This is a genomic window from Geodermatophilus bullaregiensis (genome assembly GCF_016907675.1).
Classification (GTDB): Bacteria; Actinomycetota; Actinomycetes; order Mycobacteriales; family Geodermatophilaceae; genus Geodermatophilus; species Geodermatophilus bullaregiensis.
In genome coordinates, this window is record NZ_JAFBCJ010000001.1 from 1,107,328 (window position 1) to 1,124,284 (window position 16,957).

A 16,957-nucleotide genomic window follows, 5' to 3' on the forward strand; every position below is an offset into this window, starting at 1 on the left:
GACCGCGGCCCGCCGGCTCCGTGGTGCCGTGCGGGTGTCAGCCGGCCAGGCGCTGGGTCAGCCAGTCATGGAAGGCCCCGATGTGGTGCTCGGAGGGGACGAGGACCCCGCCGTCGGCGTAGGCGCGCGAGGACATGGCCGGCTGCGTGCGCTCGCAGGCGGCGAAGTCCTGCTCGTTGACCCGGTGGAACAGCTCGACCGACCGCGACACGTCCCGGCCCGACTCCACGACCTCGCGGGAGTAGAGCCAGTCGCACTCGACGACCGTGCGGTCGACCGACAGCGGGTACATGCGGTGGAAGATCACGTGGTCGGGCACCAGGTTGACGAAGACCGTCGGCTTGACCGTGATGGCGTAGTAGCGGCGGTCCTGGTCGTCCTCGACGCCGGGGAGCTTGCCGAAGCCCTCGCTGCCGTCGACGGTGAAGCCCTGCACGTCCTCGCCGAACTCGGCGCCGTGCCCCACGAAGTACTGCGCGGCGTAGCCGTCGGCGAACTCCGGGAGCACCTCGGTGAGCTCCGGGTGGATCGTCGCGCAGTGGTAGCACTCCATGAAGTTCTCGACGATGAGCTTCCAGTTGGCGGCGACGTCGTAGGTGATCCGCCGGCCCACCGACAGCGTGTCGAGGTCGTAGCGCTCGATGGCGGCCAGGTCGCCGAGCCGCTCGGCGATCGCGCCCTGCACGTCGTCCTCGAACGACGGCGGCTCGTCGGCCGGGCACACCCACGCGTAGCCCAGCCACTCGCGCAGGTGCACCGGCACCAGGCCGTACCGGTCCCGGTCGACGTCGGGCATCTTGGTGAGGTTGGGCGCCGCGACGAGCTTGCCCGACAGGTCGTAGGTCCAGGCGTGGTACGGGCACTGCAGGGACCGCTTGACCTGGCCGGCGTCCTCGGTGCAGATCTGCGCGCCGCGGTGCCGGCAGATGTTGAGGAACGCCCGCAGCTGCCCGTCGCGGCCGCGCACCACCAGGACGCTCTCGCGGCCGACCTGGACCTTGCGGAAGGCGCCGGGGGCCGGGAGGTCGGCCGAGCGCACGGCGCAGGTCCACATCGTCTCGAGGACCCGCGTCTGCTCGAGGGAGAAGAGGGCCGGGTCGGTGTAGTACTGACCGGGCAGCGTGCGGATGAGGCTGGCGGGCAGGTCGGTCGCGGTCATGCGGGCACCTCGGGGTGGCGTCGGGCGCCCCGCGGGAGGACGCCGGCGGTCGGACTGAGCACTGCGAGCACGGTGGACCCGTCGTCCCTCGCGGCCAACCGGTCGGGAACGCTGTTGCAGATTACGCCGAGCGTTGCGTCTTGCACAACACCCGGCGCGGGTGTCGGGTCAGCCGAAGTAGCCCAGGCGACGGCTGAGCTCGTCGGCCGCCGCGACGACCCGCGACCCGAGCCCGTCGAGGGACTCCGGCGAGAGCCGGAACGACGGGCCGGACACGCTGACCGCCGCGATGACCTGCCCGTCGGGGTCGCGCACCGGGGCGGCGACCGCGTTGAGGCCGATCTCGAGCTCCTCCACGGTGGCGCCCCACCCGCGCACCGCGATCTCCGACAGCTGCCGCTCCAGGACGTCGGGGTCGGTGACCGTCGCCTCGGTGAAGCGCTCCAGCGGATCGGAGAGCACCTCCTTGCGCACCGGCACGGCCGCGTACGCGAGGAGCACCTTGCCGCTGGAGGTGGCGTGCAGCGGCGTCCCGTGCCCCACCCAGTTGTGCGTGCTGATCGTGGCGCTGCCGCGCACCTGGGTGACGTTGACGGCGCGCCCGCTGTCGAGGATGGCGACGTTCACCGTCTCGCCGACGTCGGCGGCCAGCTCCTCGCAGACTCGTCGCCCCTCCTGGGCGAGGTCGAGCTGGGCGACCGCGGCGCCGGCCAGCCGGACGATGCCGAACCCCAGCCGGTACTTGCCGCGGTCGGCCAGCTGCTCGACGAACCCCCGGCCCTCGAGCACCGCGACCAGCCGGAAGGCGGTGGACTTGTGCACCCCGAGCTCGGCGGCGATCTCGGTGACCCCGGCCTCGCCGCGCCCGGCCAGGAACTCCAGGATCTCCAGCGCACGGTCGACCGACTGGACCAGGGCCGCCGGCCCGCGCTCCCCGGTGGGGACCTCGACGCTCACTCCCCCAGCGTAGAGACCGCGCTCACAGCGGGTCCCTTGACGCCACTCCGCTTCCTTGTCAGGCTGTTCCGCCAGAAGCACGACGTTGCGTCTTCCGCAACCACGGAGGTCCGATGATCCCGGTCTGTCCCACGAGCGCCCTCCCTCCCGGGGAGGCGACCCGCGTGGCCGCCGACGTCACGGGCGACGTGGCGATCGCCGTGTTCAACGTCGACGGCGAGTTCTACGCGATCGACGACACGTGCACGCACCAGGACGCCTCCCTGGCCGACGGCTGGCTCGAGGGCTGCACCGTCGAGTGCCCGCTGCACGCCTCCTGCTTCGACCTCCGGACCGGTGAGCCCTCGGGTCCCCCGGCCAAGACGCCCGTGCGCACGCACGCGGTGGCGGTCCTCGACGGCGTGGTCCACGTGCGCGTCGCCTCGTCCGAGGAGGGCGCGGCGTGACCGCGACCGTCGCGGTCGTCGGGGCGTCCCTGGCCGGGCTGTCGGCCGCCCGCGCGCTGCGCGCCCGCTCCTTCGACGGCCGGCTCGTGGTCGTCGGCGACGAGCCGCACGCCCCCTACGACCGCCCGCCGCTGTCCAAGGACCTGCTCGCCGGCACGAGCACGCCGGACGACGTCGCCCTGGGCACCGCCGCCGACGAGGCACTCGACCTGGAGTGGCGGCTGGGCACCGCGGCGGTCGGCCTCGACGCCCCGACGCGCACGGTGCGGCTGGCCGACGGCAGCGAGGTCCGGGCCGACGGCGTCGTCCTCGCCACCGGCGCCCGGGCCCGGCGGCTGCCCGGCACCGGCGGGCTGGCCGGCGTGCACGTCCTGCGCACCCTGGACGACGCGGTGGCGCTGCGCGCGGACCTGCTCGCCGGCCGGTCCCTGGTCGTCATCGGCGCGGGCTTCATCGGCGCCGAGGTGGCCTCCACCGCCCGCGGCCTGGGGCTCGAGGTCACCGTCGTCGAGGCCCTGCCGGTCCCCCTGGCCGGCCCGCTGGGGCCGGAGATGGGCGCGGTCTGCGCGGGGCTGCACGCCGACCACGGCACCCGGCTGCTGACCGGGACCGGCGTGGCCCGCCTGGTCGGCTCCCCCCGCGTGGAGGCCGTCGAGCTGGCCGACGGGCGCCGGCTGCCCGCCGACGTCGTCGTCGTGGGCATCGGCGCCGTGCCGAACGTCGAGTGGCTGGCCGGGTCCGGCCTCGCGCTGGCCGACGGCGTCGTCACCGACGCCCACGGGGCCACGAACGTGCCGGGGATCGTCGCCGTCGGCGACTGCGCGGCGACCTGGTCGGCCGAGGCCGGCCGCCCGCTGCGCAGCGAGCACTGGACGGCCGCCCTCGAGCAGCCGGTGGGCGCGGTCGCCACGCTGCTCGGCGAGGAGCCCGCCGCGCGGGCGCCGGTACCCTACTTCTGGTCCGAGCAGTACGGCTCCCGGATCCAGTTCGCGGGCCACCGCCGGGACGGCGACGCCGTCCGGGTGATCGAGGGCGATCCCGGGGAGCGCAGCTTCCTGGCCGTCTACGAGCGCGACGGCCGCCCGGTCGCCGTGCTCGGGATGGACCAGCCCCGCCTGTTCACCCGGTGGCGGCGGCAGCTGCGCGCCGCCGAGCCCGCCGTCCCCTGACCCCGGGGCCGCCCACTGCCCTCCCCAGCGACCACCTCCGCCCCGCGCGCGACCGCGACCACGAAGGAGCACCCGTGTCCGACCGGCAGTACGACTTCGTCGTCGTGGGCGGCGGATCGGCGGGCAGTGCCCTGGGCAACCGGCTCAGCGCCGACCCCGGTAACCGGGTGCTGGTGCTGGAGGCCGGCCGCCGGGACTCGCTGTGGGACGTCTTCGTGCACATGCCGGCGGCGCTGACCATCCCGATCGGCAACCGGCTCTACGACTGGAAGTACGAGAGCGAGCCCGAGCCCTGGATGGGCGGGCGCCGGGTCCACCACGCCCGCGGCAAGCTGCTCGGCGGCTCCAGCAGCATCAACGGGATGATCTTCCAGCGCGGCAACCCGCTGGACTACGAGCGCTGGGCCGCCGACGACGGCATGCAGACTTGGGACCACGCCCACTGCCTGCCGTACTTCAAGCGCATGGAGAACTGCCTGGCCGCCGCGGCCGACGACCCGTTCCGCGGGCACGACGGCCCGCTGGTCCTCGAGCGCGGCCCGGCGACCAGCCCGCTGTTCCAGGCCTTCTTCGCCGCCGTGCAGGAGGCCGGGCACCCGCTGACCGACGACGTCAACGGCTACCGACAGGAGGGGTTCGCGGCCTTCGACCGCAACGTGCACCGGGGCCGCCGGCTCAGCGCGTCCCGCGCCTACCTGCAGCCGGTGCGGTCCCGCCCCAACCTGACCGTCGAGACCCGGGCCTTCGTCACGAAGGTCCTCTTCGAGGGCGAGCGGGCCGTGGGCGTGCAGTACCGCTCCGGTCGGGGTGCGGTGCGCACGGTGCGCGCCGCGGAGGTCGTGCTCAGCGGGGGGGCCGTCAACACCCCGCAGCTGCTGCAGCTGTCCGGTGTCGGCAACGGCTCGGAGCTGCGGGCGCTCGGGGTCGACGTCGTCGCCGACCTGCCCGGCGTCGGCGAGAACCTGCAGGACCACCTCGAGGTCTACATCCAGCACGCGTGCAAGCAGCCGGTCTCGATCGCGCCGGGCATGAAGTGGTGGCGCAAGCCCGGGATCGGCGCCGAGTGGCTCTTCCTCCGCAGCGGGCTGGGCGCGACCAACCACTTCGAGGCCGGCGGCTTCGTCCGCAGCAACGACGACGTCGCCTACCCGAACCTGATGTTCCACTTCCTGCCGATCGCGGTCCGCTACGACGGGACGATGCCCGCCGGCGACCACGGTTACCAGGTGCACGTCGGGCCGATGTACTCCGACGCCCGCGGCACCCTGAAGATCCGCTCGGCCGACCCGCGGGTGAAGCCGGCGATGCGGTTCAACTACCTGTCCACCGAGCAGGACCGCCGCGAGTGGGTCGAGGCCGTCCAGGTGGCCCGGGAGATCCTCGCGCAGTCGGCCTTCGCCGAGTTCAGCTCCGGCGAGATCTCCCCCGGGCCGGAGATCGAGACCCCCGAGCAGATCCTCAGCTGGGTGGCCAAGGACGCCGAGACCGCGCTGCACCCCTCCTGCACCGCCCGGATGGGCACCGACCCGCTGTCGGTGGTGGACCCGCTGAGCATGCGGGTGCACGGCCTGGAGGGCCTGCGGGTGGTCGACGCCTCGGCGATGCCCTACGTCACCAACGGCAACATCTACGCGCCGGTGATGATGATGGCCGAGAAGGCCGCCGACCTGATCCTCGGCAACACCCCGCTGGCGCCCGAGCACGTCGAGTTCCACCGCCACCGGCCCAGCCCGGTCACCGGGACCGCCGAGTCCGTCCAGCCCGCCGGCCAGGCCTGAGGAAGGGCCCTCCTGCCCTAGTGCACGCGCAGCCGCGCCTCGGCACCGGCCAGCGTGCCGACCGTCTCGGCACCGCCGTCCTCGAGGAGGGTGGCCAGCGCGACGAACACCTGTGCGGTGGTCAGCGCGTCCCCGCTGGCCTCGTGCGGGCGGTGGCTGGGCAGCCCGAGCGCCTCGGCGAGGCCGGCCAGGGACACCACGGCCGGCGGCGTCGTCCCGGTGCCGGCGAGCCACAGCCGGCCGAGCGCGCAGGTGTCGAGCACCGGGGTCCGCAGCCGCATGCCGCGGGCCGCCAGCGCCCGGCCGAGGAAGCCCCGCTCCACCCAGGCGGCGTGCGCGACCAGGACCCGCCCGGTCATGACCTCGAGCAGGCCGTCGACGGCCTCCGGGAGCGACGGCGCGCCGGCCAGGTCGGCCGGGCGCAGCCCGTGCACCCGCACCGACTCCTCCGGAACGCCGCGCTCGGGGCGGACCAGGCCCTCGGCGGCGGTCCCGCAGACCACCCGGCCGCCCTCGACGCACACCGCGCCCCAGGACACGATCTCGTGCCGGCGGGGGTCCAGGCCGGTCAGCTCGAGGTCGACGACGCAGAACGACGCCTCCCGCCACGGCGTTCCGGCCGGCACCCGGGCCGCGTCCCGGTAGGCCCGGGCCGCCGCGCCGGCCGGCCGCCGTGCCAGCGGCCGCCTCACAGCACGCCCTGCCGCAGCTGACCGGCCACCCGCCGCTGGACGGCGGCCACGGCGCGGAACGCCTCGCGCAGCGCGCCCCGGGTCACCGGGTCCAGGACCGCGGGGTCGAGGTGGTCGTCGGGCTGTCCACCGGCGCGCAGCTGCTCGACCTGGTGGTCCAGGCGGAGCTCCAGCACCAGGTCGAAGGCCTCCCGGAGGCTCCGGGCGTCGTCGGCCGGCAGGGTGCCCGCGTCCGCGGCGGCCCGCAGCCGCGCGGGGGTCGACGCGCTGGCCACCCCCGCGGCCATGCCTGCCCACCGCGCTAGGTCGACGATCGGCTGCAGTCCGCCGCGCTTGAGGTCGAGGCGGCCGGCGTGCGCTCCCCCGTGCTCGACGACGAAGTCGCGGAGGAAGCCGGTGGGCGGCCGGCGGCCGAGCGCGAAGCGGGCCAGCAGGGAGAGGAACAGCGGGTGCCGGCGGGCGTCGCGGAAGACCTCGGGCAGCGCCGGCCCGCTGCGGATGCCCCAGACCGGGCGGCCGTCGACGACGAGCGAGACGAGCACCAGCGCCTTCTCCTGCGTCGGGTCGGCCAGCCAGCTCGCGGCCGCCTGCCGCCACCCCGCGTAGGAGCGCATGAACAGCGGCTGGGCGGCGACCGCGCCCTGGGTGTCGGCCGGGAACCCGCACGCCTCCAGCCCGTCGACGACGGCGCGGGCGACCCGGCGGAGCTCGGCCTGCATGTCCTCGTCGGCCGACCCGTACCAGACCAGCGCGCTGTCGACGTCCGAGGAGGGCACGGCCTCCCGCCGCGCGAGACTGCCCAGCGCCAGCCAGGTGAAGGGCACCGCCGGCGTGCCGAGCCCGGCGACGGTCAGCTGCACCAGCCGCCGCGTCAGCGCGTCGGAGACCACCGAGTAGACGCCGGTGACGTCGGCGGCGGCCACGCGCGCGTCGTGCAGGGCGAGCACCGCCGGCCGGAGCCCGGCGGAGGCCTCGACCAGCTCCTGCACCGTGCGGGCCCGGGCGATGGCCGAGCGGAGGTGGAAGCTGCTGCGCGGGGCGGCGGCCAGCAGGTCGGCGTCCTCGAGGACGCCGAGCACCCGGCCGCCGGGGCTGACGACCGGCAGGTGCCGGATCCCCCGCTCCAGCATGTCCAGCAGGACCTCCCCGCTCATCCGGTCGGCGGCGACCGTGTACGCGGGGAAGGTCATCACCTCCTCGACGGGGGTGTCGGTGCTCGCGCCGCTGGCCAGGATCCGGCTGCGCAGGTCCCGGTCGGTGACGATGCCGAGCTCGCTGCCGCGCACGGCCACCACCGCCGCCGTCGCCCCGGCCTCGGTCATCCGGCGGGCCGCCTCCCGCACCGTCGTCCCGGGGAGGCAGACGACCGGCCGGGCACGCAGCAGGTCGGTGACCGGCCGGCGGGCGGCGTCGACGACCGGCTCCACCTCCAGCCGCCGCGGCACGGGGTCGGCCAGCAGGGAGCGGGTGAGGAACCGCAGCCCCTCCGGCCGGGCGAGCACCGGCCGGGCGACGGCGGCCGGGATCCGGTAGCAGAGCGTGTCCTCGGCGGCCACGACGCTGAAGCGGGCGGGCAGGCCGGCGAGCATCGAGGCCTGGCCGACCAGCTCCCCGGGACCGAGCTCGTCGAGGACCCGGCCGTCGTGCACGACGTCCAGCGCCCCGCGCCGGACCACGTACAGGTGCTCCAGCGGCGCCTCCCCCTGCTCGACGGCCACGGCCCCGGCGCGCAGGAACTCCACCTCGGCGGCGGCGGCGACCCGGTCGAGGTCCTCGGCGGCGAGGGCGTCGAACGGCGGCCGGGCGCGCAGGAAGTCGGCGACGTCCCTCACTGCCCGACCCGGCTCCCCTCCAGGGTCCCGCCGCGAGCTCGTGCGTGGCGGCGGGCAGGGGGGTCCGTCCTCAGCGGAGGCCGCCGACGGGGACGTCGGTGCGTCCCGGGTCCTCGTCGGGGTCGCCCAGGCGCTGCTGCGCCGGCCCGGCCTCGACCGGTGATGCCGCCTCCGCCGCGTGCTCGGGCAGCACGCCGGTGCGGTGCCGCGCCGAGAGCAGGTAGTAGGCCAGCCCGACCAGGGCGATGGCGCCGATGAAGACGAAGGCGCCCCACTGCAGGTACCAGTGGTACGGCTCGGTGGCGTTGTAGATCGCCCGGCGCGGCCAGGCGAGATTCAGCGCCATGCCCGCGCCCCAGAGGACGGCGAGGACGTTCACCAGCAGTCCCCAGCGGCCGAGCGAGAAGTACTTCCGGTCGCTGCGGGCACCCGGCCCCGGCCAGGTCCCACGCAGCCGGGCGAGCAGCATCGGCACGGTGACCAGCAGGTAGGCCAGGTAGATCATGATGATCGCGATGCTGGTGATCACCGTGAAGATCTGCGGCTGACGGATGTTGATCAGCAGGATCGACGCCGACAGGACGCCGATGACGACGGCCGGGACGACCGGGGTCTTGCGCTTGGGGTCGACCTTGGACAGCCGCGAGCTGAAGGGCAGGTTGTTGTCCCGGGCCATCGCGAACATCATCCGGATCGTCGCGGTGTGCACCGCCAGGCAGCAGACGGTGATGGCGACGACGATGCAGGCGAGGAAGACCTTGCCCAGGCCCGAGCCCGCCACCTGCAGCAGCACGTACTGCAGGCCGCCGGTGCTCGAGGACAGGTTCGGGTCGTCGAGGTCGCGCACCGCCATGAGGCCGAAGAGCAGGATCAGCCCGCCGAGCAGGAAGGACGCGGTGACGGCACGGACGATCGCCTTGGGCGCGGTGCGCCGCGGGTCGATGGTCTCCTCGCCGAGCGAACTGGCGGTGTCGAAGCCGTACATGACGTAGGCCGAGGCCAGGGCCGCGACCAGGAAGGCACCCAGGTAGCCACCGGTGACGCCCTCGCCGCGGCCGCCGGTGTCGGTGAGGACGTCGACCGGGCTGCGGGTCATCGACACGGCCAGGATCACGATGATCAGCACGGCCGCGACCAGCTCGATGAAGACACCGGCGCTGTTGATCCGGGACATGAGCTTGACGCCGTAGGCGTTCACCACCGTGGTGAACAGGATGAGGAGGCTGCCGAGGATGACGGCGTTGACGGCGAAGTCGTAGGTGCCGGTCCCGTCACCGACGAGCTGGAAGCCCGACCACAGCTGGGGCAGCGTGATCTGGTAGGCGAGCACCGTCGCCGACAGCGTCACGATCGACGCCGTCAGCATCATCCAGCCGGTCATCCACGCGGTCGTCCGGCTGCCCAGGCGCTTGGTCCAGTTGTACAGCGACCCGGCGACGGGGAACCGCGCCGCCAGCTCGGCGAAGCACAGCGCCACCATCAGCTGGCCGACGAACACCATCGGCCAGGACCAGAGGTAGGCCGGCCCGCCGGCCCCGAAGCCGAAGTAGAACAGCTGGAAGGTCCCGGTCAGGATCGAGATGTAGCTGACCCCGGCGGCGAAGCTGGAGAACTTCCCGATGCTGCGGTCCAGCTCCTGCTTGTAGCCGAACTCGGCGAGGTGCGAGTCGCCGTCCTGCGTGGGGTGCGCGGTCACGGGGCGTCCGTCCGTCGGGGGTCGAGGTGCGCGGTCAGCCGGTGAACCAGCGGGCCGGCTGAGGGGCGGTGTTGTGCCAGATGTGCTTGGCCTCGCGGTACTCGGCCAGACCCGACGGGCCGAGCTCGCGCCCGTTGCCGGACCGTCCGAACCCGCCCCACTCCGCCTGCGGCAGGTAGGGGCCGAAGTCGTTGATCCACACCGTCCCGTGCCGCAGTGCCCGGGCGACCCGCTCGGCGCGCGCGGTGTCGGCGGTCCACACCGCGCCGGCCAGACCGTAGTCGGTGTCGTTGCCGAGCGCGATCGCCTCCTGCTCCGTGGCGAACCGCTCCACGGTGAGGACCGGCCCGAAGGACTCCTCCTGCACGACGTGCATGTCCCGCCGGCAGTCGGCGAAGACCGTCGGCAGGTAGAAGAAGCCACCGGCCAGCGCCGGCTCCTCGGGACGGCGGCCGCCGGCGACCAGCCGGGCGCCCTCGCGCAGTCCCGTGGCGACGTACTCCTCCACGCTCGCCCGGTGCTCCGCGGACACCAGGGGTCCGCTCTCGGTCGCCGGGTCGAACCCGTTGCCGAGGCGGATGCGCCCGGCGCGCTCGGCCACGGCCGCGACGAACTCGTCGTGGATCTCGTCCTGAACGATCAGCCGGGTCCCGGCCGAGCACACCTGACCGGAGTGCAGGAAGACCGCCGTCAGGGCGTTGTCGACGGCGGTGTCGAGGTCGACGTCGGCGAAGACGATGTTGGGGTTCTTGCCGCCGAGCTCGACGGTCACCTTCTTCACCGTCTCCGCGGCGGCACGCAGGATCCACTGCCCCGTGGCCAGGCCGCCGGTGAAGGAGACCAGGTCGACGTCGGGGTGCTCGACCATCGCGGCGCCCACCTCGCGGCCGCCGAGGACGAGGTTGACCACCCCCGCGGGGGCACCGGCCTCCTGCAGGAGCTCGGCCAGCCGGATCGTCGTCAGCGGGGTGACCTCGCTGGGCTTGACGACGATGGTGTTGCCGGCGGCCAGTGCCGGGGCCACCTTCCAGCACACCTGCAGCAGCGGGTAGTTCCACGGCGTGATGAGCGCGCACACGCCCACCGGCTCGTAGACGACGCGGCTGACGACGTCGCGGCGTCCGGCGTCGACCAGCCGGCCGGGGTCCTTGTCGGCGAGGTCGGCGTAGTAGCGGAAGACGGCGGCGACGTCCTGCACGTCCTGCCGGCTCTCGCCGACGGTCTTGCCGGTGTCGAGGGTCTCCAGCCGGGCGAGGTCGTCCTCGTCGCGCAGCAGCAGGTCGGCGACCCGGCGCAGCAGGGCACCGCGCTCGCCCGCCGGGGTGCGCGGCCACTCCCCCGCGCCGTCCGCGAACGCCGCCGTCGCGGCGCGCACGGCCGCGTCGACGTCGTCCGCGGTCGCCTCGTCGACCTTGGCGACGACGCTCTGGTCGAAGGGGTTGACCACCTCGCGCTGGGCCCCCGAGGACCCCGCGCGCCAGTCGCTCCCGATCAGCAGGTTGGCCATGACACTCCGATGCGAGTCGCGTCATCCGGGACCGTTCCGGCCGGCGAGGCAGCCTGGCGGGTGCCCGGGGGCACGTCAAGCGCGCCCCCGGGCCGCCCGCACACGGTCACCGGAAGACCACCGTGCTGCTCCCGTTGAGCAGCACCCGCTGCTCACAGTGCCAGCGCACCGCGCGGGACAGCGCGAGGGCCTCCGCGTCCCGGCCCACCGTCGCCAGCGCGCGCGGGTCGTGGGTGTGGTCGATGCGGATCACCTCCTGCTCGATGATCGGCCCCTCGTCGAGGTCGGGCGTCACGTAGTGCGCCGTCGCGCCGACCAGCTTGACGCCCCGGTCGAAGGCCTGGTGGTAGGGCTTGGCGCCCTTGAAGCCCGGCAGGAACGAGTGGTGGATGTTGATCGCCCGGCCGCGCAGGGCGGCGCACGTCTCGTCGGAGAGGACCTGCATGTAGCGGGCCAGCACGACCAGGTCCACCCGATGCTCCTCGACCAGCTCCAGCAGCCGCGCCTCGGCCGCCTGCTTGCCGCCCGGCGTGACCGGCACGTGCACGAAGGGCAGCCCGGCCGCCTCGGCCATCGGGCGCAGGTCCTCGTGGTTGGAGACCACCGCGACCAGCTCGCCGCCCAGGCTGCCCGCGCGCCAGCGGAAGACCAGGTCGTTCAGGCAGTGGCCGAGCTTCGACACCATGACCAGCAGCCGCTGCGGACGGTCGCCGGCGACCCGGTAGTCCATCCCGAACTCCTCGGCGACCGGGCGGAACGCCTCGGCCATCCGGCCGGCGTCGGTGCCGTCGAGGCAGGCGAACGCCGTCCGGAGGAACAGCTGCCCGCGGACGGCGTCGTCGAACTGCTGGTGCTCGACGATGTCGCAGCCGTGCGCGAACAGGAACGAGCTCACCGCGCGCACGATGCCGGGACGCTCGGGACAGCTGAGCGTGAGGGTGAGGGCGTGGGACACGGGTGCCTCCTCAGCACTCGACGACACTGACGGGGACGACGCCGGCGGGGACGACGTCGAGGGGGGAGCCGGTCGACACGGCGCGGGCCAGCCCACCCCGCGCGGTCTCCTTGTAGGCGTCCTTCATGTCGGCACCGGTGGCGCGCATGGTGGCGATCGCCTCGTCGAGGGAGACGCGGTGCACGCCGTCGCCGCGCACGGCCATGCGGGCGGCGGTGACGGCCTTGACCGACGCGACGGCGTTGCGCTCGATGCAGGGGATCTGCACGAGGCCGCCGATGGGGTCGCAGGTCAGCCCGAGGTTGTGCTCGATGCCGATCTCCGCGGCGTTCTCCACCTGCTCCGGCGTCCCGCCGAGGAGCTCGGCCAGCCCGGCGGCGGCCATGGAGCAGGCCGAGCCCACCTCGCCCTGGCAGCCGACCTCGGCGCCGGAGATCGACGCGTTCTCCTTGAACAGCGAGCCGATCGCCCCGGCGGTGAGCAGGAAGCGGACGACGGCGTCCTCGTCGGCGGCGTCGACGAAGTCGCGGTGGTAGTGCAGGACGGCCGGCACGATCCCGGCAGCGCCGTTGGTCGGGGCGGTGACCACCCGGCCGCCGGCGGCGTTCTCCTCGTTGACGGCGAGGGCGTAGAGGGTCACCCACTCCATCGCGCGCAGGGCGTCGGTGTCGTCCTGGTCGGCCTCCAGCCGGGCCCGCAGCGCCGGCGCGCGGCGGCGCACCTGCAGCCCGCCCGGCAGGACACCCGCGGTCCGGGTGCCACGGTCGACGCACTGCTGCATGACCGCCCAGACGGCCAGCAGCCCGTCGCGCACCTCGGCCTCGCTGCGCCAGGAGAGCTCGTTGGCCAGCACGACGTCGCTGATCCGCAGCCCGGTCGCGCGGGTGTGGCCGAGCAGCTGCGCGGCGGTGGTGAACGGGTAGCGGACCGGCGCACGGTCCTCGTCGGGCGCGGGGGCGGCCGCCTCGTCCTCGTCGAGGACGAACCCGCCGCCCACCGAGTAGTAGGTGCGGCACAGCAGCTCGGCACCGGCGCCGTCCAGGGCGCGGAACACCATGCCGTTGCTGTGGAAGTCCAGCCGGCGGCGGCGGTGCAGCACCACGTCCCGGTCGACGGCGAAGGCGACCGGGTGCGCGCCCGCCAGGCGGAGCGGGTCCCCGGCGCGGACGGCGTCCACCCGCGGTCCGGCGACGACGGGGTCGACCCGGTCGGGCCGCTCCCCCTCCAGGCCCAGCACGACGGCCCCGACGCTGCCGTGGCCGTGCCCGGTGGCACCGAGGGACCCGAACAGCTCGCAGCGCACACCGGCGGTGCGCGCCAGCAGCCCCTCGTCGCGCAGCCGCGCGGCGAAGGCGCCGGCGGCCCGCATCGGCCCCACGGTGTGCGAGCTCGACGGCCCGACGCCGACGCGGAACAGGTCGAAGACGCTGATCGTCACGCGGGGTCCACCCGAGCGGACCGGCAGGGTTGCACGGTCATCCCCGCCTCCGTCCGCCGTCCTGGTATATCAGTCAAGTCAGGACGATATGCATCTCACCCGGCAGTAGCAAGACCCTCGGGACGCCAGCCCCTACGATGCGGTGCGTGACCGCGCTGCCGTCGGACGTCGAACCCGTCGGGACGTCACTGGCCGACCGGGCCTACGTGGCGATCCGCGACCAGCTGATCATGCTGGAGATCCGCCCCAGCGAGCCGATCGACGACGACGCGCTGGCCCAGGCCCTGGGCGTGGGACGCACGCCGGTCCGGGAGGCGCTCAAGCGGCTCGAGGGCGACCGGCTGGTGGTGACCTTCCCCCGCCGCGGGACCTTCGCGACCGGCATGGACATCACCGACCTGGCGCACATCTCCGAGATCCGCGTGCAGCTCGAGCCACTGGCCGCCCGCCGCGCCGCCGAGCGCGCGCCGCGGGCGGTGCGCGAGGAGCTCGACGCGCTCGCCGGGCAGATCGAGCACCTCGACGTCGGGCAGGTCGACCGCACCGGCCTGATGCGCTGGGACCTCGCCGTCCACCGCTCGATCTACCGGGCGGCGGGCAACCCGCACCTGGAGGACGTGCTCGTCCGCTACGACAACCTCGCGACGCGGATCTTCTGCCTGTTCCTCGACCGGCTGGCGTCGGTCGACGAGCACGTCGGGGAGCACGTCGAGCTGCTGCGGTCGATCGCCGCCGGCGACGCCGACCGCGCCGAGCACCTCGCCCGCGTGCACGTCACCGGCTTCGAGCAGGCCATCCGCGCGGTCGTGTGAACGCCCGTCCGGCCCGTGGCGGCGCCACGGGCCGGACTGCGGACTCCCTCAGCCGCGGATGCGGGTCATCTCCGGGTCGACGAGCGGCTCGGCGGAGACGGTCGCGCGGACCCGGCGGTCGAAGTACTGGATCTCCACCGCCGTCCCGACGCCGGCCGAGGCGGGCAGCCACGCGTAGGCGACCGGCCGGCCCACGGTGTGCCCGAACGCGGCGCTGGTGACGTAGCCGGCCGGGCGGCCGTCGAGGTACACCGGCTCGTGCCCGAGGACGACGCTGCGGCCGTCGTCGACGGTCAGGCAGCACAGCCGCCGGCGGACGGTGTCCTCGCCGCGCCCGGCGAGGGCCGCCGCGCCGACGAACCCCTCCTGCTTGCGGACGGCGAAGCCCAGGCCCGCCTCGTACGGGTCGTGCTCGGTGGTCACGTCGTGACCCCAGGAGCGGTAGCCCTTCTCCAGCCGCAGGCTGTTGAAGGCCGCCCGCCCGGCGGCGACCACCCCGAGGTCCTGCCCGGCGTCCCACAGCGCGTCCCACAGCCGCAGGCCGTGCTCGGCGCTCGTGTAGAGCTCCCAGCCCAGCTCGCCGACGTAGGACAGCCGCATGGCCGTCACCGGCACCCCGCCGATGCGCACCCGCTTCGCCCGGAAGTACTTCAGCCTGGCGTTGCTGAGGTCGTCGGAGGTCACCCGCTGCACCAGGTCGCGGGCGCGGGGGCCCCACAGGCCGATGCAGCAGGTCCCCCCGGTGACGTCGCGCACCGAGACGCTGCCGTCGGCGGGAGCCTGCCGGCGCAGGTGGTCGAGGTCGAGGTTGCCGTTGGCGCCGACCTGGAACAGCTGCTCCCTCAGCCGGGCGACGGTGAGGTCGCTGCGCACTCCGGCGGCCTCGTCGAGGGCCAGCGTGTAGGTGACCGAGCCGACCGACTTGTCCATCTGGCCGGTGGTCAGTCGCTGCAGCAGGTCCAGCGCGCCGGCGCCGCTGACCTCCAGCCGCTTGAGCGGCGTCATGTCGTACAGCGCGACGGCGGTGCGGGTCCGCCACGCCTCGGCGGCGGCGATCGGCGACCAGTGCCGCGCCGCCCAGTCGTCGCGCTCCGGCGGCACCCACTCGGCGGGCAGCTCGTCGAGCAGGCCGGCGTTGGCCTCGTACCAGTGCGGCCGCTCCCACCCGGCGGCCTCGAGGAACACCGCGCCGAGCTCGCGCTGCCGCGCGTGGAACGGGCTGACCCGCAGGTCGCGGGGGGACTGCCGGGGGTCCAGCGGGTGCAGGACGTCGTAGACCTCGACGAAGTTCTGCTGCGCCGTCTCGCGCACGTACTCCGCGCCGAGCTGGACCTCCTCGAAGCGGGCGACGTCGCAGCCGTGCAGGTCCACCTCGCTGCGGCCCTCGACCAGCAGCTGGGCCACCGCCCGCGCGACGCCGGCGGAGTGGGTGACCCAGACCGCCTCGGCGATCCAGAAGCCGGCCACGTCGGGTGACTCCCCGATCAGCGGTCCGCCGTCGGGGGTGAAGGAGAAGACGCCGTTGAAGCCGGAGTCGACCTTCGTCCCGCGCAGGGAGGGCAGCAGCTGACGGCTGTGCTCCCACGGCTCGGCGAAGTCCTCCTCGGTGAACGGGAGCATCGACGGCATGGCCGCGTCGGTGACGTCGCCCTCGGGCAGGTCGCCGAGCTCCACCGGCATCGGGCGGTGGGCGTAGGAGCCGATGCCGAGCCGGTCGCCCTTCTCCCGGTAGTACAGGTCGCGGTCCTGGTGGCGCAGGATCGGCAGGCCGGCCTCGGTCAGCTCGTCGTTGCGGCCGGCCAGCTCGGCCACCTGGCCGGTCCAGACGAACTGGTGGGCCAGCGGCAGCAGCGGCACGGCCATGCCGACCATGTCGCCGACCGCGGGCCCCCAGAAGCCGGCGCAGGACACCACGACGTCGGCCGGGACCACCCCGCCGTCGGTGCGGACGCCGGTCACCCGCCCGCCCGAGGACTCGATGCCGGTGACCCGCGTCGAGCCCTGGAAGCGGGCGCCGCGGGTCTGCGCCCGGCGGGCCAGCGCGACCACCGCGCGGGAGGCCTTGGCCAGCCCGTCGGTGGGGGTGGAGAAGCCGCCGAGCACCTGGTCGCGGTCGAGCAGCGGGTGCAGCGCGACGCACTCGTCGGGGTCGACCACCCGGCCCTCGACGCCCCAGGAGGTGGCCCAGCCCTGCCGGCGGTGCAGGTCGGCCAGCCGCTCGGGGGTGGTGGCGACCTCCAGCCCGCCCACCTGGTTGAAGCACCACGCGCCGTCGACGTCGAGGGCGAGCAGCTTCTCGACGGTGTAGCGGGCGAACTCGGTCATCGTCTTCGACGCGTTGGTCTGGAAGACCAGGCCGGGGGCGTGCGACGAGGAGCCGCCGGTGAGCGGGAGCGGTCCCTGGTCGAGCACGGTGACCCGGTCCCATCCGCGGGCGGTGAGCTCGTCGGCCAGGTTGGCGCCGACGATGCCGGCACCGATGATCACCACGCGAGGGCTGGCGGTCATGTCTGTTC

13 protein-coding genes are annotated in these 16,957 nt (G+C 74.3%); 4 read left to right on the top strand and 9 right to left on the bottom strand.

Going from position 1 to position 16,957, the window contains the following annotated elements; all coding sequences use genetic code 11:
* Positions 1 to 37: 37 nt before the first annotated feature.
* Entirely contained in the window at positions 38 to 1,159 is a 1,122-nt protein-coding gene (locus JOD57_RS05125) for an aromatic ring-hydroxylating oxygenase subunit alpha (protein WP_204690902.1), read from the bottom strand.
* Between the two features lie 168 nt (positions 1,160 to 1,327).
* A complete protein-coding gene (locus JOD57_RS05130; RefSeq protein WP_204690903.1) occupies positions 1,328 to 2,116 on the bottom strand; it encodes an IclR family transcriptional regulator in 789 nt (262 codons plus the stop codon).
* Between the two features lie 113 nt (positions 2,117 to 2,229).
* Between JOD57_RS05130 and JOD57_RS05135 the strand changes: the two genes are divergently transcribed.
* The 3 genes from JOD57_RS05135 (at position 2,230) to betA (ending at position 5,509) form a co-directional block, all read left to right on the top strand.
* Positions 2,230 to 2,562 (top strand): bifunctional 3-phenylpropionate/cinnamic acid dioxygenase ferredoxin subunit, encoded by a 333-nt coding sequence (locus JOD57_RS05135; RefSeq protein ID WP_204690904.1) that lies wholly within the window; start codon positions 2,230 to 2,232, stop codon positions 2,560 to 2,562.
* Positions 2,559 to 3,731, top strand: a complete 1,173-nt coding sequence (locus JOD57_RS05140; protein ID WP_204690905.1) for an NAD(P)/FAD-dependent oxidoreductase — start codon at positions 2,559 to 2,561, stop codon at positions 3,729 to 3,731. Before JOD57_RS05135 ends, JOD57_RS05140 begins: the two co-directional genes overlap by 4 nt.
* 74 nt (positions 3,732 to 3,805) lie before the next feature.
* The gene (betA, locus tag JOD57_RS05145; RefSeq protein ID WP_204690906.1) at positions 3,806 to 5,509 is read left to right on the top strand and encodes a choline dehydrogenase; all 1,704 of its coding nucleotides are present in this window, start codon (positions 3,806 to 3,808) and stop codon (positions 5,507 to 5,509) included.
* Positions 5,510 to 5,526: 17 nt separating this feature from the next.
* Here betA and JOD57_RS05150 read toward each other — a convergent pair whose 3' ends face one another.
* The 6 genes from JOD57_RS05150 to JOD57_RS05175 all read right to left on the bottom strand — a co-directional run bounded on the left by JOD57_RS05150 (position 5,527) and on the right by JOD57_RS05175 (position 13,629).
* Positions 5,527 to 6,201 (bottom strand): 3'-5' exonuclease, encoded by a 675-nt coding sequence (locus JOD57_RS05150; protein ID WP_204690907.1) that lies wholly within the window; start codon positions 6,199 to 6,201, stop codon positions 5,527 to 5,529.
* A complete protein-coding gene (locus JOD57_RS05155; RefSeq protein ID WP_204690908.1) occupies positions 6,198 to 8,033 on the bottom strand; it encodes a putative nucleotidyltransferase substrate binding domain-containing protein in 1,836 nt (611 codons plus the stop codon). Before JOD57_RS05155 ends, JOD57_RS05150 begins: the two co-directional genes overlap by 4 nt.
* A 70-nt stretch (positions 8,034 to 8,103) precedes the next feature.
* The gene (locus JOD57_RS05160; protein ID WP_204690909.1) at positions 8,104 to 9,729 is read right to left on the bottom strand and encodes an APC family permease; all 1,626 of its coding nucleotides are present in this window, start codon (positions 9,727 to 9,729) and stop codon (positions 8,104 to 8,106) included.
* A 34-nt stretch (positions 9,730 to 9,763) separates the two neighbouring features.
* Positions 9,764 to 11,236, bottom strand: coding sequence for an aldehyde dehydrogenase family protein (locus JOD57_RS05165; RefSeq protein WP_204690910.1), 1,473 nt, complete (start codon positions 11,234 to 11,236; stop codon positions 9,764 to 9,766).
* A 106-nt stretch (positions 11,237 to 11,342) separates the two neighbouring features.
* Positions 11,343 to 12,191, bottom strand: coding sequence for a formyltetrahydrofolate deformylase (gene purU / locus JOD57_RS05170; RefSeq protein ID WP_204690911.1), 849 nt, complete (start codon positions 12,189 to 12,191; stop codon positions 11,343 to 11,345).
* A gap of 10 nt (positions 12,192 to 12,201) precedes the next feature.
* Positions 12,202 to 13,629 carry an L-serine ammonia-lyase gene (locus tag JOD57_RS05175; protein WP_204690912.1) on the bottom strand — a complete coding sequence of 476 codons (1,428 nt, stop codon included), beginning with the start codon at positions 13,627 to 13,629 and terminating at the stop codon, positions 12,202 to 12,204.
* Between the two features lie 137 nt (positions 13,630 to 13,766).
* On the opposite strand from JOD57_RS05175, the gene JOD57_RS05180 reads away from it, so the two are divergent.
* The gene (locus JOD57_RS05180) at positions 13,767 to 14,441 is read left to right on the top strand and encodes a GntR family transcriptional regulator (RefSeq protein WP_204690913.1); all 675 of its coding nucleotides are present in this window, start codon (positions 13,767 to 13,769) and stop codon (positions 14,439 to 14,441) included.
* Between the two features lie 48 nt (positions 14,442 to 14,489).
* Here JOD57_RS05180 and JOD57_RS05185 read toward each other — a convergent pair whose 3' ends face one another.
* Positions 14,490 to 16,949, bottom strand: coding sequence for a GcvT family protein (locus JOD57_RS05185; protein ID WP_204690914.1), 2,460 nt, complete (start codon positions 16,947 to 16,949; stop codon positions 14,490 to 14,492).
* Positions 16,950 to 16,957: the final 8 nt, after the last annotated feature.